Source organism: Cetobacterium sp. ZWU0022 (assembly GCF_000800875.1).
Classification (GTDB): domain Bacteria; phylum Fusobacteriota; class Fusobacteriia; order Fusobacteriales; family Fusobacteriaceae; genus Cetobacterium_A.
In genome coordinates this window covers 1-25,375 of the sequence record NZ_JRJZ01000117.1, presented here as the reverse complement: position 1 = coordinate 25,375, position 25,375 = coordinate 1, and the positions used below count along the sequence as shown (strand labels likewise).

At 29.4% G+C, this 25,375-nt stretch carries 22 protein-coding genes; 17 read left to right on the top strand and 5 right to left on the bottom strand.

Annotated features, from left to right (window positions below; all coding sequences use genetic code 11):
• Nucleotides 1-89: 89 nt before the first annotated feature.
• The 3 genes from malX to L988_RS09190 are packed head-to-tail and all read left to right on the top strand — an operon-like array spanning nt 90 to nt 4,133.
• On the top strand, nt 90-1,628 hold the full coding sequence (malX, locus tag L988_RS09200) for a maltose/glucose-specific PTS transporter subunit IIBC (protein ID WP_047383653.1): 1,539 nt from the start codon (nt 90-92) through the stop codon (nt 1,626-1,628).
• A gap of 50 nt (nt 1,629-1,678) precedes the next feature.
• Nucleotides 1,679-2,836 (top strand): MalY/PatB family protein, encoded by a 1,158-nt coding sequence (locus tag L988_RS09195; RefSeq protein ID WP_047383652.1) that lies wholly within the window; start codon nt 1,679-1,681, stop codon nt 2,834-2,836.
• Between the two features lie 25 nt (nt 2,837-2,861).
• Complete coding sequence (locus L988_RS09190; protein ID WP_047383651.1) at nt 2,862-4,133, top strand: helix-turn-helix domain-containing protein; 1,272 nt, start codon at nt 2,862-2,864, stop codon at nt 4,131-4,133.
• A 33-nt stretch (nt 4,134-4,166) separates the two neighbouring features.
• Here L988_RS09190 and L988_RS09185 read toward each other — a convergent pair whose 3' ends face one another.
• The 5 genes from L988_RS09185 to L988_RS09165 all read right to left on the bottom strand — a co-directional run bounded on the left by L988_RS09185 (nt 4,167) and on the right by L988_RS09165 (nt 9,508).
• Nucleotides 4,167-5,432, bottom strand: a complete 1,266-nt coding sequence (locus L988_RS09185) for an HTH domain-containing protein (RefSeq protein ID WP_197053959.1) — start codon at nt 5,430-5,432, stop codon at nt 4,167-4,169.
• Nucleotides 5,433-5,720: 288 nt separating this feature from the next.
• Nucleotides 5,721-6,509, bottom strand: coding sequence for a TSUP family transporter (locus L988_RS09180; protein ID WP_047383648.1), 789 nt, complete (start codon nt 6,507-6,509; stop codon nt 5,721-5,723).
• A gap of 17 nt (nt 6,510-6,526) precedes the next feature.
• Complete coding sequence (locus L988_RS09175) at nt 6,527-6,802, bottom strand: GIY-YIG nuclease family protein (protein ID WP_047383647.1); 276 nt, start codon at nt 6,800-6,802, stop codon at nt 6,527-6,529.
• Nucleotides 6,803-6,833: 31 nt separating this feature from the next.
• A complete protein-coding gene (gene galT / locus L988_RS09170; RefSeq protein WP_047383645.1) occupies nt 6,834-8,321 on the bottom strand; it encodes a UDP-glucose--hexose-1-phosphate uridylyltransferase in 1,488 nt (495 codons plus the stop codon).
• A complete protein-coding gene (locus L988_RS09165) occupies nt 8,321-9,508 on the bottom strand; it encodes a galactokinase (RefSeq protein ID WP_047383644.1) in 1,188 nt (395 codons plus the stop codon). The genes galT and L988_RS09165 overlap by 1 nt, the downstream gene beginning before the upstream one ends.
• Nucleotides 9,509-9,701: 193 nt before the next feature.
• On the opposite strand from L988_RS09165, the gene L988_RS09160 reads away from it, so the two are divergent.
• The 14 genes from L988_RS09160 to L988_RS09095 all read left to right on the top strand — a co-directional run bounded on the left by L988_RS09160 (nt 9,702) and on the right by L988_RS09095 (nt 25,242).
• Entirely contained in the window at nt 9,702-10,874 is a 1,173-nt protein-coding gene (locus tag L988_RS09160) for an ROK family transcriptional regulator (protein WP_047383643.1), read from the top strand.
• On the top strand, nt 10,871-11,872 hold the full coding sequence (locus L988_RS09155; RefSeq protein ID WP_047383642.1) for an aldose epimerase family protein: 1,002 nt from the start codon (nt 10,871-10,873) through the stop codon (nt 11,870-11,872). The genes L988_RS09160 and L988_RS09155 overlap by 4 nt, the downstream gene beginning before the upstream one ends.
• Before the next feature lie 113 nt (nt 11,873-11,985).
• The gene (locus tag L988_RS09150; protein ID WP_047383641.1) at nt 11,986-13,110 is read left to right on the top strand and encodes an ABC transporter ATP-binding protein; all 1,125 of its coding nucleotides are present in this window, start codon (nt 11,986-11,988) and stop codon (nt 13,108-13,110) included.
• A gap of 139 nt (nt 13,111-13,249) precedes the next feature.
• Complete coding sequence (gene minC / locus L988_RS09145) at nt 13,250-13,945, top strand: septum site-determining protein MinC (protein ID WP_047383640.1); 696 nt, start codon at nt 13,250-13,252, stop codon at nt 13,943-13,945.
• 19 nt (nt 13,946-13,964) lie between these two features.
• Nucleotides 13,965-14,756 (top strand): septum site-determining protein MinD, encoded by a 792-nt coding sequence (gene minD / locus L988_RS09140; protein WP_047383638.1) that lies wholly within the window; start codon nt 13,965-13,967, stop codon nt 14,754-14,756.
• A gap of 14 nt (nt 14,757-14,770) precedes the next feature.
• Nucleotides 14,771-15,025 carry a cell division topological specificity factor MinE gene (minE, locus tag L988_RS09135; RefSeq protein ID WP_047383636.1) on the top strand — a complete coding sequence of 85 codons (255 nt, stop codon included), beginning with the start codon at nt 14,771-14,773 and terminating at the stop codon, nt 15,023-15,025.
• A 65-nt stretch (nt 15,026-15,090) separates the two neighbouring features.
• On the top strand, nt 15,091-15,954 hold the full coding sequence (locus L988_RS09130) for a DMT family transporter (protein ID WP_047383634.1): 864 nt from the start codon (nt 15,091-15,093) through the stop codon (nt 15,952-15,954).
• Nucleotides 15,955-15,970: 16 nt separating this feature from the next.
• A complete protein-coding gene (locus L988_RS09125) occupies nt 15,971-16,894 on the top strand; it encodes an endo alpha-1,4 polygalactosaminidase (protein WP_047383632.1) in 924 nt (307 codons plus the stop codon).
• Between the two features lie 11 nt (nt 16,895-16,905).
• Complete coding sequence (locus L988_RS09120) at nt 16,906-18,111, top strand: GAF domain-containing protein (RefSeq protein WP_047383630.1); 1,206 nt, start codon at nt 16,906-16,908, stop codon at nt 18,109-18,111.
• Nucleotides 18,101-19,930 (top strand): DUF2194 domain-containing protein, encoded by a 1,830-nt coding sequence (locus tag L988_RS09115; protein ID WP_047383629.1) that lies wholly within the window; start codon nt 18,101-18,103, stop codon nt 19,928-19,930. Before L988_RS09120 ends, L988_RS09115 begins: the two co-directional genes overlap by 11 nt.
• The gene (locus tag L988_RS09110) at nt 19,927-20,754 is read left to right on the top strand and encodes a hypothetical protein (RefSeq protein WP_047383627.1); all 828 of its coding nucleotides are present in this window, start codon (nt 19,927-19,929) and stop codon (nt 20,752-20,754) included. The genes L988_RS09115 and L988_RS09110 overlap by 4 nt, the downstream gene beginning before the upstream one ends.
• A gap of 36 nt (nt 20,755-20,790) precedes the next feature.
• On the top strand, nt 20,791-22,203 hold the full coding sequence (gene pelF / locus L988_RS09105; protein ID WP_047383626.1) for a GT4 family glycosyltransferase PelF: 1,413 nt from the start codon (nt 20,791-20,793) through the stop codon (nt 22,201-22,203).
• 2 nt (nt 22,204-22,205) lie between these two features.
• Nucleotides 22,206-24,326, top strand: coding sequence for an exopolysaccharide Pel transporter PelG (gene pelG / locus L988_RS09100; RefSeq protein ID WP_052191782.1), 2,121 nt, complete (start codon nt 22,206-22,208; stop codon nt 24,324-24,326).
• Nucleotides 24,313-25,242: a hypothetical protein gene (locus L988_RS09095; protein ID WP_156111951.1), complete on the top strand. Its 930-nt coding sequence runs from the start codon at nt 24,313-24,315 to the stop codon at nt 25,240-25,242. Before pelG ends, L988_RS09095 begins: the two co-directional genes overlap by 14 nt.
• Nucleotides 25,243-25,375: the final 133 nt, after the last annotated feature.

Here is a 25,375-nt window from a genome sequence, read left to right as displayed (position 1 = left end):
TTTCAAAAAAATATGAAGAAGATTAACAATTGAACAAAATAAATTTTAAATATACAATTTAGTATATAAAAAAATAAGGGGAGTGTGTGATGACGACTAAAAATAGAATAAGTGCATGGGAATTTTTCCAAAGCTTAGGAAAAACATTTATGTTGCCAGTTTCATTATTAGCAGCGATGGGAATACTTTTAGGAATAGGAGCAGCATTTACGGGTGGAACTACAATTGAGATGTTTCCATTTTTAGGAAATGGTTTTTTACAAGGTATATTTAATTTTATGATAAAAGTGAGTTTGGTAGCATTTTCATTTTTACCATTGATGTTTGCTGTTGCAATACCGTTGGGGATGGCAAGAGAAAATAAAGAGATTGCAGCATTCGCAGGACTTATGGGATATATATCTATGCAACTTGGAACAAATTTCTATCTGAGTGAAAGAGGGTTGCTAGATGTTGTAGATACAAGAATGGTTATGGGAATTCAAAGTATAGATACAGGAGCTTTAGGTGCTTTAATTTGTGGAGTTATAGTATTCTTTATTCATGAAAAGTTCCAGAATATAGAGTTACCAGATGCATTTTCATTCTTTGGAGGAACAAGATTTGTAGCTGTAGCTACAGTTTTAATAATGTCAGTTATAGGATTGTTTGTACCTATGGTATGGCCATTCTTTGCAGCTGGAATAAATAAAGTTGGAGCTATTATTGCAGGTGCAGGGGCGTTTGGACCATTCTTATTCGGAGCAGGAGAGAGATTGTTACTTCCGTTTGGATTACACCATATTTTAGTAGCAACAATTAGATTTACTGAAGCTGGGGGAACTTATGTTACAGCGGCTGGAGAAACAATTCACGGAGCTTTAAATATATTCTACAATCAGTTTGCAGCAGGACCAGAGTTTGTATCACCAGATGTAACAAAGTTCTTATCTCAGGGGAAAATGCCAACATTCATGTTTGGTTTAGCAGGAGCAGCATTAGCAATATATAAATCGGCGTATTTAAAAAATAGAAATAAAATAAAAGGTCTTCTTTTATCAGCGGTTGTTGCATCAGCAGTTGGAGGAATAACGGAGCCAATCGAATTTATATTCCTGTTTATAGCACCAGTTCTTTATGTGTTCCATGCTATTATGACAGGACTTGGATTTATGGTTATGGGATTATTAAAAGTAGTTATTGGAAATACAGATGGAAATATAATTGATTTCTTAGTGTTTGGAGTGTTCCAAGGCCTATGGACAAAATGGTACTTAGTTATTCCTGTGGGAATAGTTTGGTTCCTTATTTACTACTTTGTATTTAAGTGGTATATTGAAAAGTATGATATTCCTACTCCAGGAAGAGATAACTCAGAAGGAGCTCAGGAAGCTGTTGAAAGCGGAGATATAGCTGGATATACGGCAAAAATTATGTTAGAGGCTTTAGGTGGAAAGGATAATATAGTAAATTTAGATAACTGCATAACTAGACTTAGATTAGTAGTTAAAGATGCAAATTTAATAGATGTAGAAGCTGTTAAAAATGCAGGAGCAGTAAATGTTGTAAAACTTAGTGATACAAATGTTCAAGTTATAATTGGACCAAAGGTGCAAGTGCTGAAAAAGCAACTGCAAAAATTAATGTAAGATTAGGAGAGGGAGTAATCTCTCTCTTTCTTTGTAAGAAGGAGGATATTATGAGATTTGATGAAATTATAGATAGAAAAGGAACCTACTGTACGCAGTGGGATTATATAGAGGATAGATTTGGAGAAGGAACAAAAGATTTAACTCCGTTTTCAATATCTGATACAGATTTCAGATGTCCAGATGAAATTTTAAATGTTATATTAGAAAGAACAAAGCATGGTATTTTTGGATATTCTCGTTGGAATCACGAAGACTATAAGGGAGCTATAAAAGGATGGTACAATAGAAGATACAAAACATCTATAGAATCAGAGTGGGTTGTGTATGCTCCGAGTGTGATATATACAATCTCTATTTTGGTGGATAAACTTGTAGGAAAGGGTGGGAAAGTAATGACTCATACACCTAAGTATGATGGATTTACCAAGATTTTGAAACCTTATGAGCTTTTTGAGATAGAATTAAAAGAGACTCAAAAAGGTATCTATGAAACTGACTTTCTGAAAATAGAGGAAGGGTTTAAAAAGGGGGTAAAGTTATTTTTACTTTGTAATCCTGAAAATCCAATTGGAAAAGTTTGGGCTTATGAGGAGTTAAAAAAACTTATAGAGCTTTGCAAAAAGTATTCTGTAATATTAATTTCAGATGATATTCATATGGATATAGCTAGGAAAGAGGTAACTCCAGTTCTGAAAATAGATTCAGAAAACTGTATTGTTGTAAGTTCTGCCTCGAAAACATTTAATACACCAGCTTTAGGTGGATCATATGCCTTGATTCCACAAAGAGAGTTGAGAGATAACTTTATAACTCATTTAAAAGAGGTAGATTCAGTATCGTCACCAACAATATTTGGTGTACTTTCAACGATGGTTGCGTATAATAGTTGTGAATACTGGGTGGATGAATTAAATGAATATCTAACAAAAAACTGTGAATACGTTGTAAATGAATTGGATGGATATTATGGTATAGATGTTGCTGTTCCCGAGGGGACATATTTGATGTGGATCGATTTGAAAAAATGTGGCATAGATATGAATGAATTTAAAAAGGATCTTATAGAAACTGGAAAAGTTGCAATTATGTCTGGAGAAGCATATGGTGATAGTAATAGGATACGTCTAAATGTAGGATGTCCACTATCGAAAGTAAAAGTTGGAGTAAACGGCATTAAAAGAGCTATTGAAAAACTTAAAAAGTAGAGTATAATAATTTTAGGTGATGATAATGAGTCTAAAAAGAAAAGAGTTAGAAATATTAAAGCTAGTTATAGATGGCAAAACATTTGGAGAGATTTTATCTAAGTTAGACACAAGCGAAAGAAATTTAAGATATATGCTTCAAAATTTGAATTTTTATCTAAAGAAAATTTTAGATAAAGTTATAGAAAAAGATAAAGAAAGGTTATTAATCTCTTTAGATGAGAGAGAGATTGATAACTTTTTTTCAACTGTATATGAAAATTACTATGTTCTAGATAGTTTTGAAAGAGTTGAATATATAGTAGTCGCATTCTTATTTTTGAAAGATATAAATTTAACAAATATAGAAAAAAGATTGGAAATAACAAGAGCTACATTGAAAAAAGATATAGAGATGGTTAATTTCAAATTAGAAAAATTTGGATTAAGATTAGAATCTGAAAAAAATAGATTTCGAATTGTTGGAAATGAAAAAAAACTTAGACATTTAAAAGCTTTAAAGTATACTGAATACGTTGAAAAAGACATAACTTGGCTAGATAAAAAATATCTATTTTCTGAGATGGATATAGAGAGATTGGATAGTCTCAAAAAAATAGTTTTAAAAATAGAGGAGATATTTTCTTTGACGTTTGATATAAAATTTATAAATTTAATGAATATATTTTTATATGTAACTTTAGAAAGAATTGAGGAAGGATTTATAATAGATAGAAAAGCGAATTATAAATTTTTGATAAACACCGAACACTACTCTATCATAGAGGGAATTCTTAAAGATGTTATTCCAAAGAGATTCAGCTATGAGCTTGTTCATTTGACAGAGTATTTTATTAGTGGTGGTGTCAAGGATAATATCTCAGAGTTGAAAAGTAGTGTTGAAAAATATCTTGAGGGATTAGAGATGAAATGTATAGAGGAGTTATCTTCATCTATCGAGAGTTTTGAATTCTCAGAAGAGTTGAAAATAAAATTGATGGGGTATTTGATACCAGCTATATATAGACTTAGAAATAACTTTAGTATAGGAAAAATAGGAGAAAAAGGCAAGTTTTATGAAATGGTTTTTATTTATTCTGCCGAAGAGGATTTTTTACCTGAAAAGTTAACAGAGTTTGAGATATATTATATTTCAAGTGAAATTGAGAAAGAGATAGGGAAAGAAAGTCAGAAAAAAATAAAATTAAGTCATTTGTTAGATATCATAGAAAGGAATAGTTTTAGTATAAATCGAGAGGATATAGTGAAGGAGCTACTCGATTCTTATGGAAATTTAATTAAGATAGATAAAATATAATAGATAGGAGTCTTCCCATTAGACTCCTATCTATTATATTTTTAAATCTAAATGGATGATTTCTAATGTTTCATCAGAGTCTTTTAATTTATTAAATAGTTTTAAATCTGCAAAAACACCAATAATTTTAACATCATTATTTTTTTTATACTCCTCAAAAAAATGTATATTTACAAAATCAAGAATGGTAATATTGTATTTGTATTCAAGTTGTTCTTTCATAGTTTCTAAAATGTATTTGGGTATTGTTTCATAAAAAATAGTAATTTTTTTATTTTCAGTTTTTTTTGGTGCATTTAAAATGAAATATATAATCATCACATCCATAAAAGATACATTCCAGTAATATTTTTTAAATTCTTTATAGAGTGCGATACAACTTTTTGAAGTATGAAAATCCATATTTAATTTTAAAAAATGTAGTTCATAAACCGTCAGATAATGTTTTTGTTTACTTGAAAACCCTAATCTTATAATATGATTTCTAAGAGCCTCTTCTTGGTGAATAGTAAGATTTCTATCTAATGCATTTTTAATGATTTTTCTCCATTTTAAAGTATGATTCTCCAGATATATTTTTTCTTCTGGAAAGTTACCTCGACATATTTTTAAAATATTTAAAAAAGAGCTAATATCATCAAATGAGACATGTTTAAAAAGGGAGTTATGTAGATAGTTATAAAACTCGGATAATTCGTCATCTGAAAAAGCTTTACTAAAATATGTTTTAAAGCAAAATTTATCTTTTAATGTAAATTCTAAAGTGTTGTGAGGATACTCCTCTATGATATCTTCATATTGTACATATTTAAAACTAATATAAAATGAAAGAAGAAGTACTCTATTGTAAAAGAACATATCAAAGTTAGAGTTACACATAATTTTTTCGATATCGTTCATCAGTTGTTCTCCAATTTCTGGGTCGAGTTTTATAGATGAAAAGTTATCTTTAAAAATTTTTGGAAGAAATTCCTCTTCAACGAAATATTTGTATATATAACAGCAAAGGGCACGTTTTTTATTAATTTTTTCTCCTTCTAAAAAAATTCCTCTTCCAGCATGACTTTCTATTTTTAAATCGAAGATGCTTAAATCTTTTCTCATATTTACTAAATCAGCATTTAAGGTTCTACGGGAAATTTTTAAAAGATCTGATAGAGAATCTAAATTTAAAGTGCTATCAATTAAAAGTTTTAGAATTAAAAAAAAGATTCGATCTTCTTTTGAAACTGTATGATTCTCTTTAAAAGAATTAATTATTTCCTTTTTTTTAATGATATCTTTTATTATAATATCCATTTTTCCGGTTTTTTCCTTATTTGAAATAAGGGTATGAATTTCTTTTAAATAATTATTTAAATTAGGTCTAGAAATTTCTAATATGGATTCAATAAAATCCAGATTTTCTCCCCTAGTGAATTGTAAGAGGTTTAAAACTCTTAGGTGTTTAGTATTGAATTCTAAAGACATATTTTGCCCCCCTCGAAAACACAGAAGTAAGATGTGTTTTTTATTGTTATTATAATTATTAAAAAATCAAAAGTCAAACATAAAAAAGTAAAAGCAGGAAATTTTTCCTGCTTTTTGTTATAAATTTTGTAAGAATGTGATAGCCATCTTTGCCGTGACAACTGTAGTTATTATAAGAAAGACAGGACGTATAAATCCAGTCCCCTTTGTTACGGCAACTTTAGCTCCTGTGCTAGCCCCAAATAGCATAACCGCTCCAACCGCTAAAGCGTACATATAAGCTATTTTTCCGTAGTATATAAAAGTTATTACACTAGCAACGTTACTAGCCAAGTTTAAGAACTTTGAATTTCCACTACTTCTAATAAAATCAAATTTAAATATTCTAATAAGTCCAAATATAATGAATGAACCTGTTCCTGGACCAAAGAATCCATCGTAAAACCCAAGAGAAAAAGCAAGCAAAATTCCTAGCTTTATATTAGATGAAGTAAGCCCAGTGAAATTATCACAGGTTCCAAGTTTTTTATTTTTTAAAGTATAAATTAATACAGCAAGTAAAAGTCCAAAAGCGATAGGGTAAAGATATTTTGAATCTATTAGCATAACTGATTTTACTCCTAAGATTGCTCCTATAAATGAGAATGGAATAAGGTATTTAATTAGATTCCAATTAATCTTACCTGATCGAGCAAATTTTAAAGCACTTCCACTACTTGAAAAGAAAGCTGCTAATTTATTTGTTCCAAGTGCCATGTGTGGATCTAGTCCAGCAGCCAAAAAGGCTGGTAAACTTATAAGGCCTCCACCTCCAGCGATAGCATCGACAAAAGCAGCACAAAAGCAAGCTGATGCTAAAAACATAAAGTTAACAATTGAAATCTCTGAAAAAAATAGTTCTAACATAGAATCCCCCGAATAAATTATTTATTTCTTAGTATATCATCTAGATAGTTTTTGCACAATAGCTCTTTTTGAGCTTTAGTTAAAGCTTTTATTCGAATCTCTTCTCTAGTTGCTTCAGATCTATTTTCTCTCTCGAAGATTGCAGAAATTTTAATAGGTTTATTAACTTTTGTATATTTTGCACCCTTTCCACTTTGGTGCTGTTTAAATCGTCTTTCGACATCTGTAGTAATTCCTGTGTATAAAGAGTTGTTTTCACATCTTAGAATATAAATATACCACTTTTTTTCCATGTAATTCTCCCACAATAAAGTTTTACTTTAATTATAGAGTATTCATGAACTTTTGGAAAGCTTCTTTTCCAAGAGTATCTCTTTTGAATACTCCAGCGTGCTCTAAAACTGTTGAGAATGTTTTTCCAATCTCCTCTTTTAAAACTTCATTATCTATTATCTCGTCTCTTCTAGAAGAGATTTCATTTATCCAATCGAAATGTTTTTCAAGTACAGAATTATTTTTTAGATTCTCCTTCCAATTAGGATTCTTTAGAGCCTTTTCAAGAAGAGACATCTCCTCTTGAAGTCTTCCAGGTAGAATCGCCAGTCCCATAACCTCAATAAGACCAATATTTTCTTTCTTTATATTGTGAACCTCAGAGTGAGGGTGGAAAATTCCCATAGGGTGTTCATCAGATGTTCTATTGTTTCTAAGAGCTAAATCGATTTGGAACTTTTCTCCGACTCTTCTAGCGATAGGAGTAACAGTGTTGTGTGGTGTATCACCAGAGTGTGAATGTAGTTGTACACTTTCATCACTGTAATTTTTCCAAGAGTTAAATATGTGCAGAGCAGCGTTTGATAAACTCTCTTTATCAGAACCTGTAAGTCTTACAACAGACATAGGCCATTTAACAGTTCCACATTCGATTTCTGGGAAATCTTTTAAATCAAATCTATTTTCAATTTCAGCTTTCTCCATAGGGAAGATATGCTTTCCAGCTTGATAGTGATCGTGTGATAGAATCGACCCTCCAACTATAGGTAGATCAGCATTTGATCCAATACAGTAGTGTGGGAACTGTTCTACAAATTCTAAAAGACGATCGAAAGTGTCTTTGCTCATCTTCATAGGTCTGTGTTCTTCACAGAAAACTATTGAGTGCTCATTGTAGTAAACATATGGTGAGAATTGGAAATACCAGTTCTCAGATTTTAAAGTCATCGGAATAACTCTATGTGTGCTTCTAGCTGGATGATTTAATCTTCCTGCATATCCAACGTTATCTAAGCAAAGTAAGCAACTAGGATATGAAGACTTTGGCATATTTTTCTCTCTTTCAATATCCTTTGGGTCTTTTTCTGGCTTAGCTAGATTTATCGTAATCTCTAAATCTCCATAAGGTGTTTTAGAGAACCAGTGAAGATTTCTTTTGATTCTAGCATCTCTTATATAGTTTGTGGCCTTAGAGAAGTTATAGTAATTTAAAGTTGCAGTTTCTGGAGATATAGCATAATCAGTTTTAAATTTTTCTATAACAGTTTTTGGTCTTGGAAGGATACAGTTCATAATTTTTGTATCTAAAAGTTCCATCTCAGCAGGTGAATTGTTTATTAAGTCGTTTTCTATAGCCCATTCACAAATATCTAAAAGTATAGCTTCAATATCTCTACCAACTTTTGGAGCATCATCTTTCCAATCATCTAGATTTAAACTGTCTAAAATAAGGTTTCTAGAATAGATAAGCTCATCCTTGTCGATAAGCTCTTTCTCTAGACCGTAGTTTAAAAGTTCATTTATAAGTGAGAATATCATTAGAAATCACCTAACTTTCTAGCCCCATCTCCAGGGTTACCAATATAGAATGCAGCCTCTAATCCAGTTTTTTCAAAATATTTCTTTCCAACATGAGCTATAAACTCCTCTAAAGAATCATTTTTAACAAGAGAAACAGTACATCCTCCAAATCCAGCTCCAGTCATTCTAGAACCGATAGTTCCTTTTTCTTCAAGAGCCGCTTCAACTAAACTATCTAATTCAAATCCAGTAACCTCATAGTCATCTCTAAGTGAGTTGTGAGATCCAATCATAAGTTGTCCAAATCTATTTATATCTCCAACTTTTAAAGCTTCCATTGCATTTAAAACTCTAACATTTTCGCTTACAGCGTGTCTCACTCTAGGAATAGCTTCCTCTGATTTTATATGGTGTTTAACACTTTCAAAAAGTTGCATATCCATATCACAAAGTGAGTTAATCGCTACACCAGCTGCTTTTAAATCTTTTAAAGCACTTTCACAAGAAGCTCTTCTCTCGTTGTATTTAGATTCTCCAAGTCCTCTTCTTTTATTGGTATTTGCAATTACAATAGAGATATCGTTTAAAATAAACGGAGCGTAAGAGTACTCTAAAGTGTTACAATCTAAAAGAATAGCGTGGTCCTTTTTACCCATTCCAATAGAGAATTGATCCATAATTCCACAGTTTACTCCAATAAACTCGTTCTCAGTTTTTTGACACAGTTTCACCATCTCTACCATATCAACATCTAAATTGAAAAGATTTTTTATGATAACTGATGTTAAAACTTCAATAGAAGCTGATGATGAAAGTCCAGCACCATTTGGAATATTTCCGTAGAATAAAACATCAAAACCAGAATCTATTTTGAAGCCAGCATCTAAGAAAGTTTTTACAACTCCTTTTGGATAGTTTGCCCAATCATCTTTTTTATCATATATTAAAGAGTCTAAAGAGAACTCTATTATTCCTAAATCTTTAAAGTTTTCAGAGTACATTCTAAATGTTTTGTCCTCTCTTTTTGTTAAAACAGCATATGTTCCAAAGTCTAAAGCACAAGGAAAAACTTTTCCACCGTTATAATCTATATGTTCTCCGATTAGATTAACTCTTCCTGGAGCAAAGAAAACCTCTGTAGTTGTATCACTATCTTTTTTAAACTCTTTTTTAAAATTGTGTACTAAGTTTTTGATAAGTTCCATAAATATCTCTCCCCTTTTTTAACTCGTTTTGTTATTTTGATTTGAGTATACTGCAAAAAAAAATGTTTTAAAAGATAAAAATGCTGTTTTAGAACAAACTTAATTGAAAAAGTAAAAAAAGTTATTCTTAAATACATTGACTAAAAGATATCCGAAGGGGTATTATAAAGTATATAGATTAGGGAGGGAATATATGCAATTTACGCAATCTCAGTTGAGAATATTGGAGATGATTAAAAATAAAAATAGAATATCTAGAAAAAAAATAGCGGATGAGTTGGAGCTAACACCTGCAGCGATAACAAAATCAATAGAACCTCTATTGCAATCTGGAATAGTCTTAGAGGTGGCTCAAAGAGAATCGACAGGGGGAAGAAGAGCGATTGATCTATCTTTGAATAAGTATTGGGTAGGAAAAATTTTTGGAATCTCTTTGACACCAACCTCAATTATAACCTCTGTTGGAAATATAGAGGGTGAAATTTTTAAAAGTAATAGTTATAAAATAGAGGGAAGCAATGAATTAGCCTCATATTTAGAGGATATAATAGAAACAGAGTTGAAAGATGAAAATGGAATCAAAGTGATATCGATGGCTATAACTGGGCTTATAAATTCAGAAAATGGAGTCATTCTTTTTTCACCTCATTACAAAAGAAAAAAAATTGAGATAAAAAAAATGATAGAGGAAAGATTTAAAATTCCTGTCTTAATAGAAAATGATGTAAGAGCGATGGCTTTAACGGAAAAATATTTCGGTAAAGCAAGAGAGAGCGAAAACTATGTTGTTTTAAATGTTTCAGAAGGGATTGGAAGTTCTATTTTTATGAATGGAGATCTACTGTCGGGATATGGTTTTATATCCGGTGAGATTGGACATGTTGTTATGGATAGAAGTAGCTTAAGAAAATGTTCGTGTGGAAAAAGAGGTTGTTTAGAAGCTGAAGCATCAAATGCAGCTATAATAAATAGATTGGTTTCAATGATAAAACTGAATAACTACAGTTCTCTGAAAGAAAGATTGAAAAAAAATGGTTCTATAAATATTTTAGATGTTATCGAAGCAGTTAAAAAAAGAGATTTTTTAAGCACTAAGGTAAGTACAGAGGCAATGGTTACAATTGCTCACAGTATTGATATGATAATCTCTCTTATAAATCCTGAAAAAATAGTTTTGATAGGAGAGATATTTAAAGAGAATCTTCTTTTAAGTACTTTGAAATTGGAGTTACAGAAAGTAACTTTAGAAGAACAAAAGTATGATTTGATAGTTTCAGATATGTTAAATGAGATGCATACTTATAATCCTATATCGGTAGTTAGACACAATCTATTTAGAAAAAATATATGGAGGGATAGTTTATGAGAATGAAGGTTTCAGAGTTTGGAAAAACGAAAAGTGGTGAAGAGGTTTCTATTTTTAAATTTAAAAATGAGTTTGTAGAGTTAGAGATTATATCTTATGGGGGGGTTATAAAATCTTTAAAAACAGCCGATAAAAATGGAGAATTTGAAAATGTTGTATTAGGGTATGAAACTTTAAAAGAGTATGAAGAGGATGAGTGTTATCTTGGAGCTATTACTGGAAGAGTTGCTGGAAGAATAAAAGATGGAGTTTTAAAAATAGGAGATAGCATATATAATTTAGAAAAAAATAATAGTGGAAACAATCTACATGGTGGACCAGAGGGATTGAATACAAGAGTGTGGAAAGCGAAAGGTGAAGTTGTTGGAGAGAAAGGTATTTTAACTTTATTTTATAAAAGTTCACACTTAGAATCTGGATTCCCAGGAGAAGTGGATTTTACAGTTCAGTATACTTTAGAAAAAAATATTTTAAAAATAGATTATATAGGTGAAAGCGATAGAGATACATATTTAAATTTAACAAATCACAGTTATTTCAATTTGAGTGGAGATAATAAAAGAGATATAAAAAGTAGTGATTTAAAAGTCAATGCTTCGGCATATGGAGTTGTTGACGAAACGACACTGCCTTTAAAATTAGAAGAGATTTCTGATTTTTTAAAATTTAATGTTTTTGAAAAGTTAGAGGATGTTTTAAATAGAGAAAGTTCACAACTCTCAATTGTAGGAGGGGGTATAGATCATCCTTTCGAAATGTCAAAAAAATCTGAATACGATATAGAGTTGCGAGATGAAATCTCAGGAAGATCTATGAAAGTAAAAAGTAGCGAGCCAGTAGCGGTAATATACACTGGTAACTATCTGGATAAAAAACACAATGGAATATGTTTTGAGATGCAGGATTATCCAGATGTAAATAATTTTTTACCTGAGAGAGTGAAGATATATAATAAAAATTTAGTATACAGTGCAGAAACAATTTTCATTTTTAACTAATTGTTAATAAAAAGTAAAAAAAGTGTTAAAAACAAACAAAAAAACTTGATTTTTGAAAAAAGTTGCTATATAATGACCTCAGATTTAGTAAAAAACAAGGAGGAAGAATTAATATGGCAGAAGTAGTGTTAAAAAAAGTTGAGAAACAATATCCAAATGGGTTTAAAGCAGTTCATGGAATCGATTTAGAAATCAAAGATGGAGAGTTCATGGTTTTCGTTGGACCATCAGGTTGTGCAAAATCAACTACTCTAAGAATGGTTGCAGGTTTAGAGGAGATAACAGGTGGAGAGATCTACATAGGGGAGAAGCTAGTTAATGACTTACCTCCTAAAGATAGAGGAATTGCAATGGTTTTCCAAAACTATGCACTTTATCCACATATGACAGTTTATGATAATATGGCGTTCGGTCTTAAAATGGCGAAAGTGCCTAAAGGTGAGATTGATAAAAGGGTTAAAGAAGCAGCTGAGAAGTTAGAGATAACAGATCTTTTAGACAGAAAACCAAAAGAGATGTCAGGAGGACAAAGACAAAGGGTTGCGGTAGGTAGAGCGATTGTTAGAAAACCAGAAGTTTTCCTATTTGATGAACCTCTTTCTAACTTAGATGCAAAACTTAGAGTGTCGATGAGGGTAAGAATCACTCAACTACACAAACAGTTAAAAGAAGAGGGACAAAATGCAACTATGATATATGTAACACATGATCAAGTTGAAGCTATGACAATGGGAGATAGAATCTGTGTATTAAATTATGGAAAGATAATGCAAGTTGACACTCCATTAAATCTATACAATAGCCCAGCAAACAAATTCGTTGCAGGATTTATCGGATCACCAGCGATGAATATTGTTAAAGCTTCTTTAATCAAAGAAGCGGATGTAACTTTTGTTAAATTAGCTAATGGAGATAAATTAGCGCTACCAAAAGAAAAAGCTGAAAAAGTAAAAAATCATGTTGGAAAAGATGTTTGGTTTGGAATTAGACCTGAAAATGTAGGAAATAAAAATACAGCTAAGGATGGAGATGCATCATTAGTAGGAAAAGTAAATATAGTAGAGCAAATGGGTAATGAAGAGTTTATTTACTTCTTCATTGGAGATACTCAATACACTGCTAGAATTCCAGCTGAAAAATCAACTGGAGCAAACTTTAACCAGAAAGAGGAGTTTTATTTCGAAATGGATAAGTGCCATTTATTTGATATAGAATCAGAGCAAAATATAACTATTTAATGTAATAGAAATGAGCCTTAGTAAATAGGCTCATTTTTTTTATAAAATAAACCTATATAATCATAAAACGATTGAAGTTTGAACATAAAAGTGCTATAATTGATTGATATGTAAAAAATAAAATTAGGAGCGTACAAATATGAACGACTGTGTAATTTTAAAAGGAAAAAAGGACAGATTAGTTGTACAATTAGATAGTGCTATCGATTTTAGTTCTTTAAAAGATAAATTTTCTGAAAAGATTAAACAGGCAGAAGCATTTATAGGTGATACAAAAATAGCCATCGAGTTTACAAATAGAAAACTTACAGAAATAGAGGAAAATATCTTAATCGGAGTAATTAATAAAGAGACGAAAATAAAAATAGCTTTCATTTTTTCTGAAAGATCTATTTTTTCACAGTTGCCAGTAGGGGAGTTTAAGCTTCCTTTTAATAATATAAAAGATGTGACAGATGAAGGAGTAACGAAGTTTCATAAAGGAACTTTACGTTCTGGACACAATTTGGAATTTGAAGGAAACGTTGTTGTGTTAGGAGATGTTAATCCAGGAGCTGTAATAAAGGCAAAAGGAAATGTTGTCGTTTTAGGATATCTAAACGGAACTGTGTATGCAGGTGAAGATGATGGTTCTGAAGCATTTGTGGGTGCGTTTTCATTGAATCCTATTCAAATAAAAATAGGGCAGGTTATAGCAAAAAATCCAAGTACAAATGTGTTAGATGTAAATAAGGTTAAGAAAACTGTAGATTTTGAAGTAGCATACTTAAAAGATGGAAATATATTTATTGAAAAGTTCAATAAAGCGACCTTAGAGCATATGATAAAAATATAAGGGGAAGACAGGAGGAATTATGGGAAAAGTTATAGTAATTACTTCAGGTAAAGGTGGAGTAGGAAAGACAACAAGTAGTGCAAATTTAGGGGCTGCACTAGCTATGGAAAATCAAAAGACCCTACTGATTGATACAGATATTGGACTTAGAAACTTAGATGTTGTAATGGGATTAGAAAATAGAATTGTTTATGATCTAATAGATGTTATAGAAGGAACATGTAAACCCAAACAAGCTATAATAAAGGATAAAAGAAATGATAACTTACATCTTCTACCAGCAGCTCAATCTAGAGATAAAAATGCAGTTACACCTGAACAAATGAGAGAGTTAATAGATACATTAAAAGCTGAGTATGATTTTATACTTGTAGATTGTCCAGCAGGAATAGAACAAGGATTTAAAAATGCTATAGCAGCAGCAGAGGAAGCTTATGTAGTTACAACTCCAGAGATTTCAGCTGTTAGAGATGCTGATCGTATTATTGGATTATTAGAAGCTAATGAGATTAGAAATCCTAAACTTATTGTAAATCGTCTTAGAGTAGAGATGGTTAAAGATGGAAATATGTTAAGTGTTGAGGATGTAACAGATATACTTGGAATAAAACCTATTGGAATTGTTCCAGATGATGAAAATATAGTTATATCTACAAATAAAGGTGAGCCTTTAGTTTATAAAGGTGAATCATTAGCTGCAAAAGCTTATATGAATATTGCGGCTAGAACATTAGGTCAAAATGTGGAATTTTTAGATCTAGACCCAAAAATCGGGTTTTTTGATAAAATTAAAGAGATATTTAAAAAATAAAAGGAGGGGCAATTATGGGATTTTTTAATTTTTTAAATAAAGAAAAATCTAGTTCAGTAGCAAAAGATCGTTTGAAGTTGGTACTGATTCATGATAGAGCTATGCTTACTCCAAAAACATTAGAAGCATTGAAAAATGAGATTATTTTAGTTATATCTAAATATGTAGATATAGATAAAGATGCTTTAAATATAGAAGTTTCACAAGAGTCTGAAACAGGAAGGGAGACGGCTTTAATAGCTAACATACCTATAAAAATAAAGAAATAGTACTTTGGTGCTATTTTTTTTTATATATGTTGAACTTATAATATGAATATGAGAGGGGAATCGATATGAAAAAAGAGAATATAAGTAAAGTATTATTAATTTTAGTTGCTATGATTTGGGGAAGTGGTTTTCCAGCTACAAAAATAATTTTAGATACAGGGGTTCAACCATATGAGTTTTTAGCCATTAGATTTTTTATTACAGCTGTTGTGATGTTAGGAATTATGGGGATAAAAAAGATGAAAATTGAAAAAGGAGAGATTAAACTAGGGTTAGTGGCAGGTATAGTTTTATTTTTAGCATTTGCTTTTCAAACAGTGGGATTAGTCTATACTACAGCATCTAAAAATGCATTTATAACTGGTGCTAACGTTATTTTTGTTCCGTACATAGCTTGGATTTTTACAAAACAAAGACCTAAACTATTGTATATATTTTCATCAATAATTTGCTTTTTAGGAATTGGAATCCTATCTTTTGAGAAAGATTTGACAGTTAATTTTGGAGACTTTTTAACATTTATATGTGCAATAGGCTTTGCATTGCAGATAGTTGTTATTGGAAGTCGTATAAAAAATAGAAACCCATTTACTATTAATGGTTTTCAAATGTTTTCAGCAGGAATTATAGGGATTTTAATGAATTTATTAGTTGAGGGTGGTACAATTTTTACAAGAAGTTATGATCTAAAACAAATTTTAGCGCTAACTTATATAATTGCTTTTAATACTTTTATTTGTTACTCGATTCAAACATATGCACAAAAACAGATTAATCCGAGTCAAGTATCACTAATATTAACAACAGAAATTATCTTTGGTGCTTTATTCTCAATTTTAGTTTTGGGAGATAAAATGACTTTACAAGTTTTAGTGGGAGGTATTTTAATATTTGGATCTGTACTTTTAAGCGAAATAAAGAAGAGATAAATAATAGGAGGTACTTATGAGAAACAAGTTTCAATATAAGTTTAAGAAAAATATACTGTATTTATTTTTGATTTTTTCATCATTAATATTTGCGAATGAAGAGAGTAAATTAGAGATGCGTGAACTTGTAAAGCAAATTCGTTTTCAATCCCAGGAAAGTATTTTAATAACACAAAATGGAAGCAACATATTTTTTAATGATGGAAATATTGATCAAAATTTTGTTAGAGTTGTTGATGGAGTTTCCCAAGAATCTTTATTTTATGGCGTTGGAGGAGTGAATGAAGAAACACCTTTAGATGAAAAAAATTATCTTTTAAAAAATTTAACTCAATTGAGAGATAGTAAAAAGACTGTACTCTCTGTAAATTACGCCTATAACAAGAAAATAAGAAACAAAGTGTTGAAAGAGCTTCAAAAATATAGATTTACTGGAGAGTGTGTTCCTTCGTATGAAGCAAATAAAATATACTCATCGTTAAAAAAAACAAACAAAAAAGATATAGAAAACTTAAGTGAAGTTGAAAATTTTCTTTATCTTTTAAATCCAGAAAAATTTAAAAATATTAAAGACTATGTAAGAATTTTAAAAAATACAGATTTTGATCTTTTGATAATAGAGCCAAGTCTAAACGGAGTATTTTTAACTAAGGAGCAGATAGAGGAGTTAAAAATAAAAAAGAATGGAGGGAAAAGATTAGTTGTTGCATATTTTAGTATTGGAGAAGCCGAAGATTATAGATTCTATTGGAAAAAAGAGTGGAATTTGAAGAAACCAGAGTGGATTGTGAAGGAAAATCCAAATTGGAAAGGAAATTATATAATAAAATATTGGAACATAGAATGGAAAAAAATTGTTAGTGATTATCAACGAAAGTTAGATGAAATAGGTGTGGACGGATATTATTTAGATACTATAGATACATTTGAACAATTTTAAAAGGTGGTCGTATGAAAAGAAGATTTTTTTTAAGTATTATTGAAAGTTTTGTTTATTGTTTTTTTATATACATGATATTTTTTGAACTGTCGAGTTACAAGATTGATTTTTTGACAATGAATATTCATCCTTTAGCAATTCTTATAGGTATAATGGCTTTAAAATACGGTATTTATATGAGTCTGCAAACAGTTTTTATAGCTTCGTTTTTTTATATTTTATCTTATTACAAACTAGGCAACGATCCAGTTGTCTTCTTTTTAGACTTTAAACATTATAAATTCATTTTAATATTCTTCTTTATAGCTTTATCTTTAGGACGATTTTCAGATAATTTTAGAAAAAAAATAGAGGATTTAAAAGAGAGTAACACTAAATTAGGAGAACTTTTAAAAAATCAGAGAGAAAAAAATATTGATTTAGTTCAAATAAATGAAAGATTAAAGGAAAGAATCGTAGGAAGTAAAGAGAGTATTTTAACACTTCATCAAATAACATCTTCAATTTTAACTAAAAATGTAGAAAAAATATTGACACAAGTTATAGAAATTTTGATAGATTTTTTGGGAAGCGATGTTGTTTCAATATATATTTATAATAAAGAGAAGAACGTATTGAGAGCGAGACTAAAAGTTGGTAATAGTATTATTCCAAATTTTATCGAGGTGAAAGAGTCAAGTATCTATTCAAAAGTTTTAACTTCAAAAAAGATACTAGAGGGAGATGCTGAAAGACAAGAACCTGTATATATTTCACCAATATTGAATCAAGGTGAAGTGGTAGGAATAATAAATATTGAACGTTTAAAGTATGGAAATAAGGAGAAATATCTTTTAGAACTTTTTAGAGTTATAAGCGATTGGATAAATAATGCTTTAGTAAATGCTTTTCAAAAAGCTGAGATTGAAATTGAAAATAATGTTTATATAGGTACAAGAATTTATAATTTAAATTATTTTTCATATATTTTAGAAGAAGATAAAAAAAGAAGAAAAATTTTTGGAACGGAATATTTAGCACTAGAAGGAAATAATCCTGGAATATCAACAATCGAATTAAATGAAAAATTGAAAGGGAAAATCCGTGATATAGATGTTGTTGGAATGGATTCAAATACAATTAAATTTCTGTTTGTAAATGCAGATAAAAATAAGAAGCATTTATTGATGGAAAGAGTTTCAAATATTCTTCCAGGAGTTGAGTTTTATGAAATCTAAATATATATTGGGTTTAGTATTAATAGCAGTGATTTTTTTTCAAGAATTAAGACTAAATCGTTTAGAGGATATATTTGATTTAAGACAAAATTATAGTTTTGAATTAGAAAAACCTGTATCAGGAGATAGGATAATTAAAAATCCAGAAAAATATTTGATTTTATATGGAAATAATAATGAGGGAAGTTATACTATTAAAGTAGCTTTAGAAGAGTTATTTAAATTTTCTAAAGTTAAATATGATATATATTCTATTGATACAAAAGAGATATTAAACTTTGATCAATATAGTATGATAATAATAAGTACCGAGAACTATTCGGGATTACTTCGAGAGAATTATATAAAAATTAAAGAAAGAATTGAAAATGGGGGGAATCTTTTTATAGCTCAAAGATCTTTTAGAAGTCCTTTCAATCAATTAGCTGGAATTGAAGCTATTGGAAATTTCTTAGGAACGAAAAGTTTCAATTTGAAAAAAGATATTTTCCCGGGAATAAAAAACTTAAAACCTGATGATATCATTTTGATAAGTTCAGGATTAAATGTGAAATTGAAGAAAGAAGTGGAGATAATAGCAGAAAGTCAAAGTGGAACTCCATTGATGTGGATAAATAAATTTGGAAAGGGAAGAGTGTTTTATACAAATTCCACCTTATTTCAAGGAAGAATATTTAGAGGAGTAATGAAACAAATGATAGCTTATACTTCGAATGTTTCATTTTTTCCAATTTTGAATTCTAAAGTTTTGCATATAGATGATTTTCCATCACCTATTCCGTCTGTAAAAAACGAAATTATAAAAAAAGAGTATGGAATGGATACAAAGGAATTTTTCAATATAATCTGGTGGCAAGATATGCTTGGAATAGCTCAAAGACAAAAATTGAAAATGACAGGTTTTTTAATAGCGGAATATAACGATATAACAACTAAAAATGAAATAGTAGGTATAAATAAACAAACATTTTCTGATTTGAGTAAAAGAGGAAGAGAATTGAAATCTATAGGTGGTGAGATAGGACTTCATGGATATAATCACTATTCTCTTGGATTGGAGAAGACTATAAATTTTGAAGATTATGGATATGCTCCTTGGGAAGATGTTAAAGCTATGGAAAAAGGTATTGAAGTAGCAAAAAAAGAGATTCAAGAACTTTATGGAGATGATTTTCATATATACAGCTATGTTGCTCCAAGCAATCTTTTAACACAAGCTGGGAAGTTTGCTTTAATTAATGTTTTGAAGGACTTAAATGTATTTTGTGGAATTTTTTATGGAGAGAATGAACCTGGATTACTACTTCAAGAAATAGGTAGAGATAATGATTTTTCAAAGATTTATGCACTTCCGAGAATGTCGTCTGGATTTTTTTATGATGAGACTCTTTTATGGCAAATATATAATGGAATTGCTGCTTATGGATATCTATCTCATTTTATTCATCCAGATGACATAATGGACAAAGAAAGAGGCGATGGTAAAACTTGGGAACAATTAAAAACAGAGTTTGAAAAGATATTTGCGACTGTGAATAAAAACTATTCATTGCTTAAACCACAAATTCAAAGTGAGATGACATATGATTATAGTGTTATGGAGAATTTAGAGATTGATTATGAGATGAAAGGTGAAAAAGTATTTGTAAATATAAAAAACTATTGTGGAGAATTTGATTCTCATTTTAGAGTTAAAGGCAAAAAAATAAGTAGTATCAGTGGAGGAGAATTTAAGCTAATTACTAGAACTGAAGATGATACACTATATATAATTACAGCAAAAAAGCCTGAGTTAGAAATAGTATTGGAGGAGTTATGAAGAAAATAGGGTATTCATTTATAGTTCTATTATTTCTTTTATCTGAAATTGCTCTGTTTTTTAGATTTAAAAATAATATTTTAAGCTATCGTTCAATATTTTGGATTTGTCATTTTATTTTATGCTTTCTATTTTTCATTTTTAATAATAGATTGAATAAAGAAAAAGAGTTTGATATTTTTATATTAGTTTTTCCTGTTGTTGGATTTCTAATGCTTTTTATAAATCAATTTCTATTTTTTCGAGATCTATTTAAAAGCGATATAGAGGTTAATGAGGATTTAGAAAAATATATATCGGAAGAACAGAGTGAAATTATCGTTAATAAATCAATAGACTTAAATTTAATAGGGGCTTATGATGTGTTGGCTGTTGGAACCCCTCATGAAAAAAAAGATTTTTTAATAGGATTTGAAGCAAAAAGTTTAAAGTTTAAAATCGAAGTTTTGAAGAAGGCTCTTTGGGATAATGATATAGAGGTAATTCATTATGCTGCTACAGAGATTAATAAAATTGATGAAAGTTTTCAAAAGAGTATAATTGAAAAAACTGAACTGAAGGATTTGAATGAACTTTGTAAAATTTATTTTGAATATTGTGAGTCGGGACTTTTAAAAGATGAAGTGTTGGAATTTTATCAAAGAAAATACTTAGAACTGTTGTCACAAAAAGAAAATCTTTCATTAGAGGATAGATACATGGAACTTATAATATCTAAAGAGATGAAAAATGATTATAGGTGTAATGAAATAATAAAGATATTGTTTCAAGAAAAAATCGAAGATGAAAAAATTATAGAGTTTATAAAAAAAATATTATTATGATAAGAACGATAAAAAAATGTTGAAAGAGGTTGAAGAATGGCAAGAGTCTGTCTGATATGCGAGGGCTCTTATCCCTATGTTGTAGGGGGAGTATCATCGTGGATACAGGATTTGATAAAATCAAATGAAGAGCATAGCTTCTCAATAGTTTGTATAATCCCAAATGAAGAGTTTGCAAAGGTGAAATATGAAATTCCAAAAAATGTAGTAGAGATAAAAAATATTCTTTTAGATAAACCTTATGAGATATCTCATTTAAAAGTTTTAAGGAATAAGATATCTTTTAAAAAATTTGAAGAGGATATAAAGAGTGTATTAAATTTTAAAAGTAATGATTCAGAAAAGGTTTTAAAAGTTATAAATAAAATTTCTGATAAAAAATATGGAAATCCTTTAGAAATAATAATAAATGAAAGTTTTTGGAATAGCTTACTATCTTATTATAAGCAAAATTATGAAGATGTTGGATTTAATACTTTTTATTGGACATATAGAAATATATTTTTAAATATAATCGCTTTAGCACAAGAGGAGTTTCCTTTAGCAGATGTCTATCATCCAGTTGCAACGGGTTATTCGGGATATGTCTCTGTTTTAGCTAAGCTTAAAAATGGAGGATCACTTCTTTTAACAGAACATGGGATATATCCGAGAGAAAGAGAAGAGGAAGTGATAGGAGCAAAATGGATTGAAAAGGAGTTCAAAAAGATTTGGATAGATTTTTTCTATTTTTTATCTAGATTGACTTATGATCATTGTGATAGGATAATTTCATTATTTGAATATAATAAAGGACTTCAAATAGAGAATGGTGCCGATGAAAAAAGATGTGAGGTTATACCAAACGGAATTGATATTCAGATGTATTCTGAAGTAGAAAGAGAAAGATTACCAGGATTTAATATAGGATCAGTTTTGAGAGTTGTTCCAATTAAAGATGTAAAGATGATGCTGAAAGGATTTAAAGTAGCTCTTCCTAAATTGAGAGACACAAAACTTTATTTAATTGGTCCGACAGAAGAAAACGAGGAGTATTACAAAGAGTGCTTAGAGTTAGTTGAAAATTTAGAGTTGAAGGAGTTTGTAGTTTTTACAGGAAGAGCTGATGTAAAAAAATACTATAAATTTTTAGATGTTTTGATGTTGACATCTTTATCTGAAGGCCAACCTCTTAGTATACTTGAAGGATTGGCTTGCGGGATACCATTTATAGCTACAGATGTAGGAAATTGCCGAGAGATATTAAAAGAAAAGGAGGAGGGGGAAGCTGGAATAATAGTTCCTCCAACATCATACTCTGATTTAGGTGAAGCAATAGTCACTTTTTTCCAAAATAGAGAGAAGATAAAAGAGATGGGAGAGAATGGTAAAAAAATAGTAGCAAAATATTATACTAAAAAACAGTTTATAGATTCATATAAAGAGTTATATAAAGAGTTAGGAGAGTAATCATGGCAGGAATAGGATTTGAATTAAAAAATCTGTTTTCAGATGATAATAGTAGTTTTGACGATATAAAAGCTATGACCTATTCTATATTAATAGGAGTAGGACCATGGTTAATTACGGTTATAACATTGAATATTTTGATGCTTATAGGGAAACAATATATAGTTTTAAGAGCTGAAAGAAATCTGTTTATGACAGCTATAGTTTATAGTTTCATTTTTTCTCAACTTTTAACGAGTGCTTTTCAATACTTAATAACTAGATTTATATCTGATTGTATATATTCGGGGGAGCAAAAAAAATTGAAATCAACGTATATAGGATCAATAAAGCTTGTAACGATTATAGCTTTTATGATAGGAGTTTTATATTTTAAAGGAGTTGAATTTCCAAACTACTTTTCCTTTACTTTAATTGCGTTGTTTTGTTTTTTATGTGGAATATGGATAAGCATGAATTATATATCAGCAGTAAAAAACTATACTTATTCAATAATATCATATGCAACAGGAAATTTTGTAGCAATTGTATTTGGAGTTTATTTTTTAAAATTTTCTAAATTAGAGATATTTAATGAGAATTTAGCATATGCAGTTGTACTAGCTTATACCTTAGGAATTGGAGTAACATTTTTCTTGCTGTATTCATATTTGGTATTCATATTTGAAGATTCCAAAGAGAGTGAGTTTGAATTTATAAGAGCTTTTAGAAGATACACATCACTTAGTTTCATAGGAATATTTTTCAATTTAGCTATGTGGGGTCATATATTTGTGAATTGGAGATTCGGAGATTCCTATAAAGTTAGTGGAGTATTTTTGAGTTCTCCATTATATGAAGTTGCGGTTTTTTATTCATTTTTTATAACAATACCTACTATGGTTTATTTTTTAGTTTTTATGGAAACAAAATTCTTTCCAATCTATAAAAAATACTATGCACTATTGACTTTAAATGGAAATTTGAGAGAGATAAATAATGAACGTAAGCGTATGATTGGAGTTCTGAAAGAGGAGATATATTATATAATGGAGTTACAATTTTTTGTATCGTTTTCAATGGCTCTTCTTTCTAAGTTGATATTTTTACATTTTGGAATGGATTTATATTTATTAGATCTATTTAGAGTAATGATATTCGCAGCATATTGTACAGTTTTTGTTTCTGTTTATATAACTATATTTTTGTATTTTGATTCTAGAAAAGAGGGACTTTTTATCTCAATTTTATTTTTTGTATTGAGTGTATTTTGTTCGATAGGTGGGTCATATTTTGGAGAGAGTTACAGTGGTATCGGCTTTTTTATCGCAGCTTTTATAAGTTTGATAGCATCAGAGTTGGTGTTGGACAGAATCTCTAAAAATTTAAATTACATTACATTTTACCGGCAAAATTTTTCATTTAAAATACAATCCCCTATTTTAGAAAAAATAGAGATATTTTTTAATAAAAGTCTATTTCTTCCAATTATGATAGTTATCTTTTTATTATTAAATGGCTGTACAAATATAAATCATACAAAAGATGGATTTAATACTAAGACAGGACGAAATTGGAATACCATGACTCTTTATGATAAAAATGGATTTGATTATGAAGAATACAATACAGAGGGAGTTAATTCAAGAGGTTTTACAAAAGATGGATGGAATGTGTATACTGATTCTCCATATGACTATTTTGAATTTGATTTTAGTGGAATTAATAGTAAAACCGAAGAACTGGTAGATGAAAGAGGATTTAATTATTTGGGTGAAAATCAGATTACAAACTCTAAATATGATAAAAATGGATTTGATTTTAATGGAATAAATAAAGATACAGGATTAGAGTATGATAAAAATGGTTGGACTTGGTATGGATTAAATAAAGATACAAATTCATACTATAATAAAGAGGGATATAATTTTGAAGGGTATAATGAAAACGGATATAACAAAGATGGATATGATAAAGAAGGGAAAAAATTTGAGGCAACCTTAGAAACGAATGACGACGACGATGGTGATTATTATATAGAGATATATGATAAAAGTGGTTATGATAAAGATGGATATGATGAAAATGGTATTGATAGAGATGGCTTTAATAGAAAGGGGGTATATGTAGGTGATGAATATTAAAAACTTGCTTTCAATACTTTTGCTGTTGAGTTTATCTCCTCTGAGAAGTTATTCAGTAGGAAGAGAGATATTAAATTTTTATATTGAAGAACCAGAAAATAATCGTTATGAAAGCTATTTAGAATTAGAAAATAAAAGTGGACGAGAGCTTTACAAATGGAAGATAGGAACAGGTTCGGCAGAATTAAATGAAAAATGGAATTTTACTTATGATTTAGAAAGAAAGTTTGATAAAGGATCAAATAGTAATGGATGGGAGAATACATTTTCTATCTATAAAGAGCTTGAAGATGTTGAATGGTTTGGAAAAAAATGGTATAGAGATATAGGACCGTATATAAAGATAAATACAGTTAAATCCAAAGGAGAATTCGCGAATTTTTCAAAAGAGAATAAATATTCTATGAGATATAGAGTTCGTACAAATTCAGATTTTCTTTTAGGAAATACATATTGGGGATTTGACTTTTTTTTATCAACAATAGATTCAAATAATAGAGATGGAGTTTCACTAGAAGGAAATTTGACTGGTGGAATGAATTTAGGGTATGGTTTCCAGAATTTTTTCACGATATACAATGAGTATTTAGACTATGCAAATAATAATGGAACATATCTATTTAGAGTTGAAAATAATTTTAGATGGACTTATGATTTAAGTCAAGACTTCGCATTTTCAATAGAATCAGAGCTTGACTCCTATAACTATTTTAAAAATACAGACCAAGATAAAAGTTTCAAAATTAATGTTGGTCCTTATCTTTTATATAGCAAAGATATAAACAGAGAGTTTAGAGTTTTTGCTAAGGTAGGAGTTTTAGGGTATAACTATGAAGAAAATAAAACAGAGGTGTTTAAAAGTTCAGATTCAAGTTATTACATAAAAATAAAATGTGGATTTGAATATATATTTTAAAAATAGGGTAAAAACATTGATAAAAAAGTCATTATGTGTTATTATTTTCTTTGAATATTTATTCAAAGAAATGGAATCTGTTAACTAAAGATGAAAAATAGGTCCAGTTCTTTGAAAAGGGATAAAGATATTC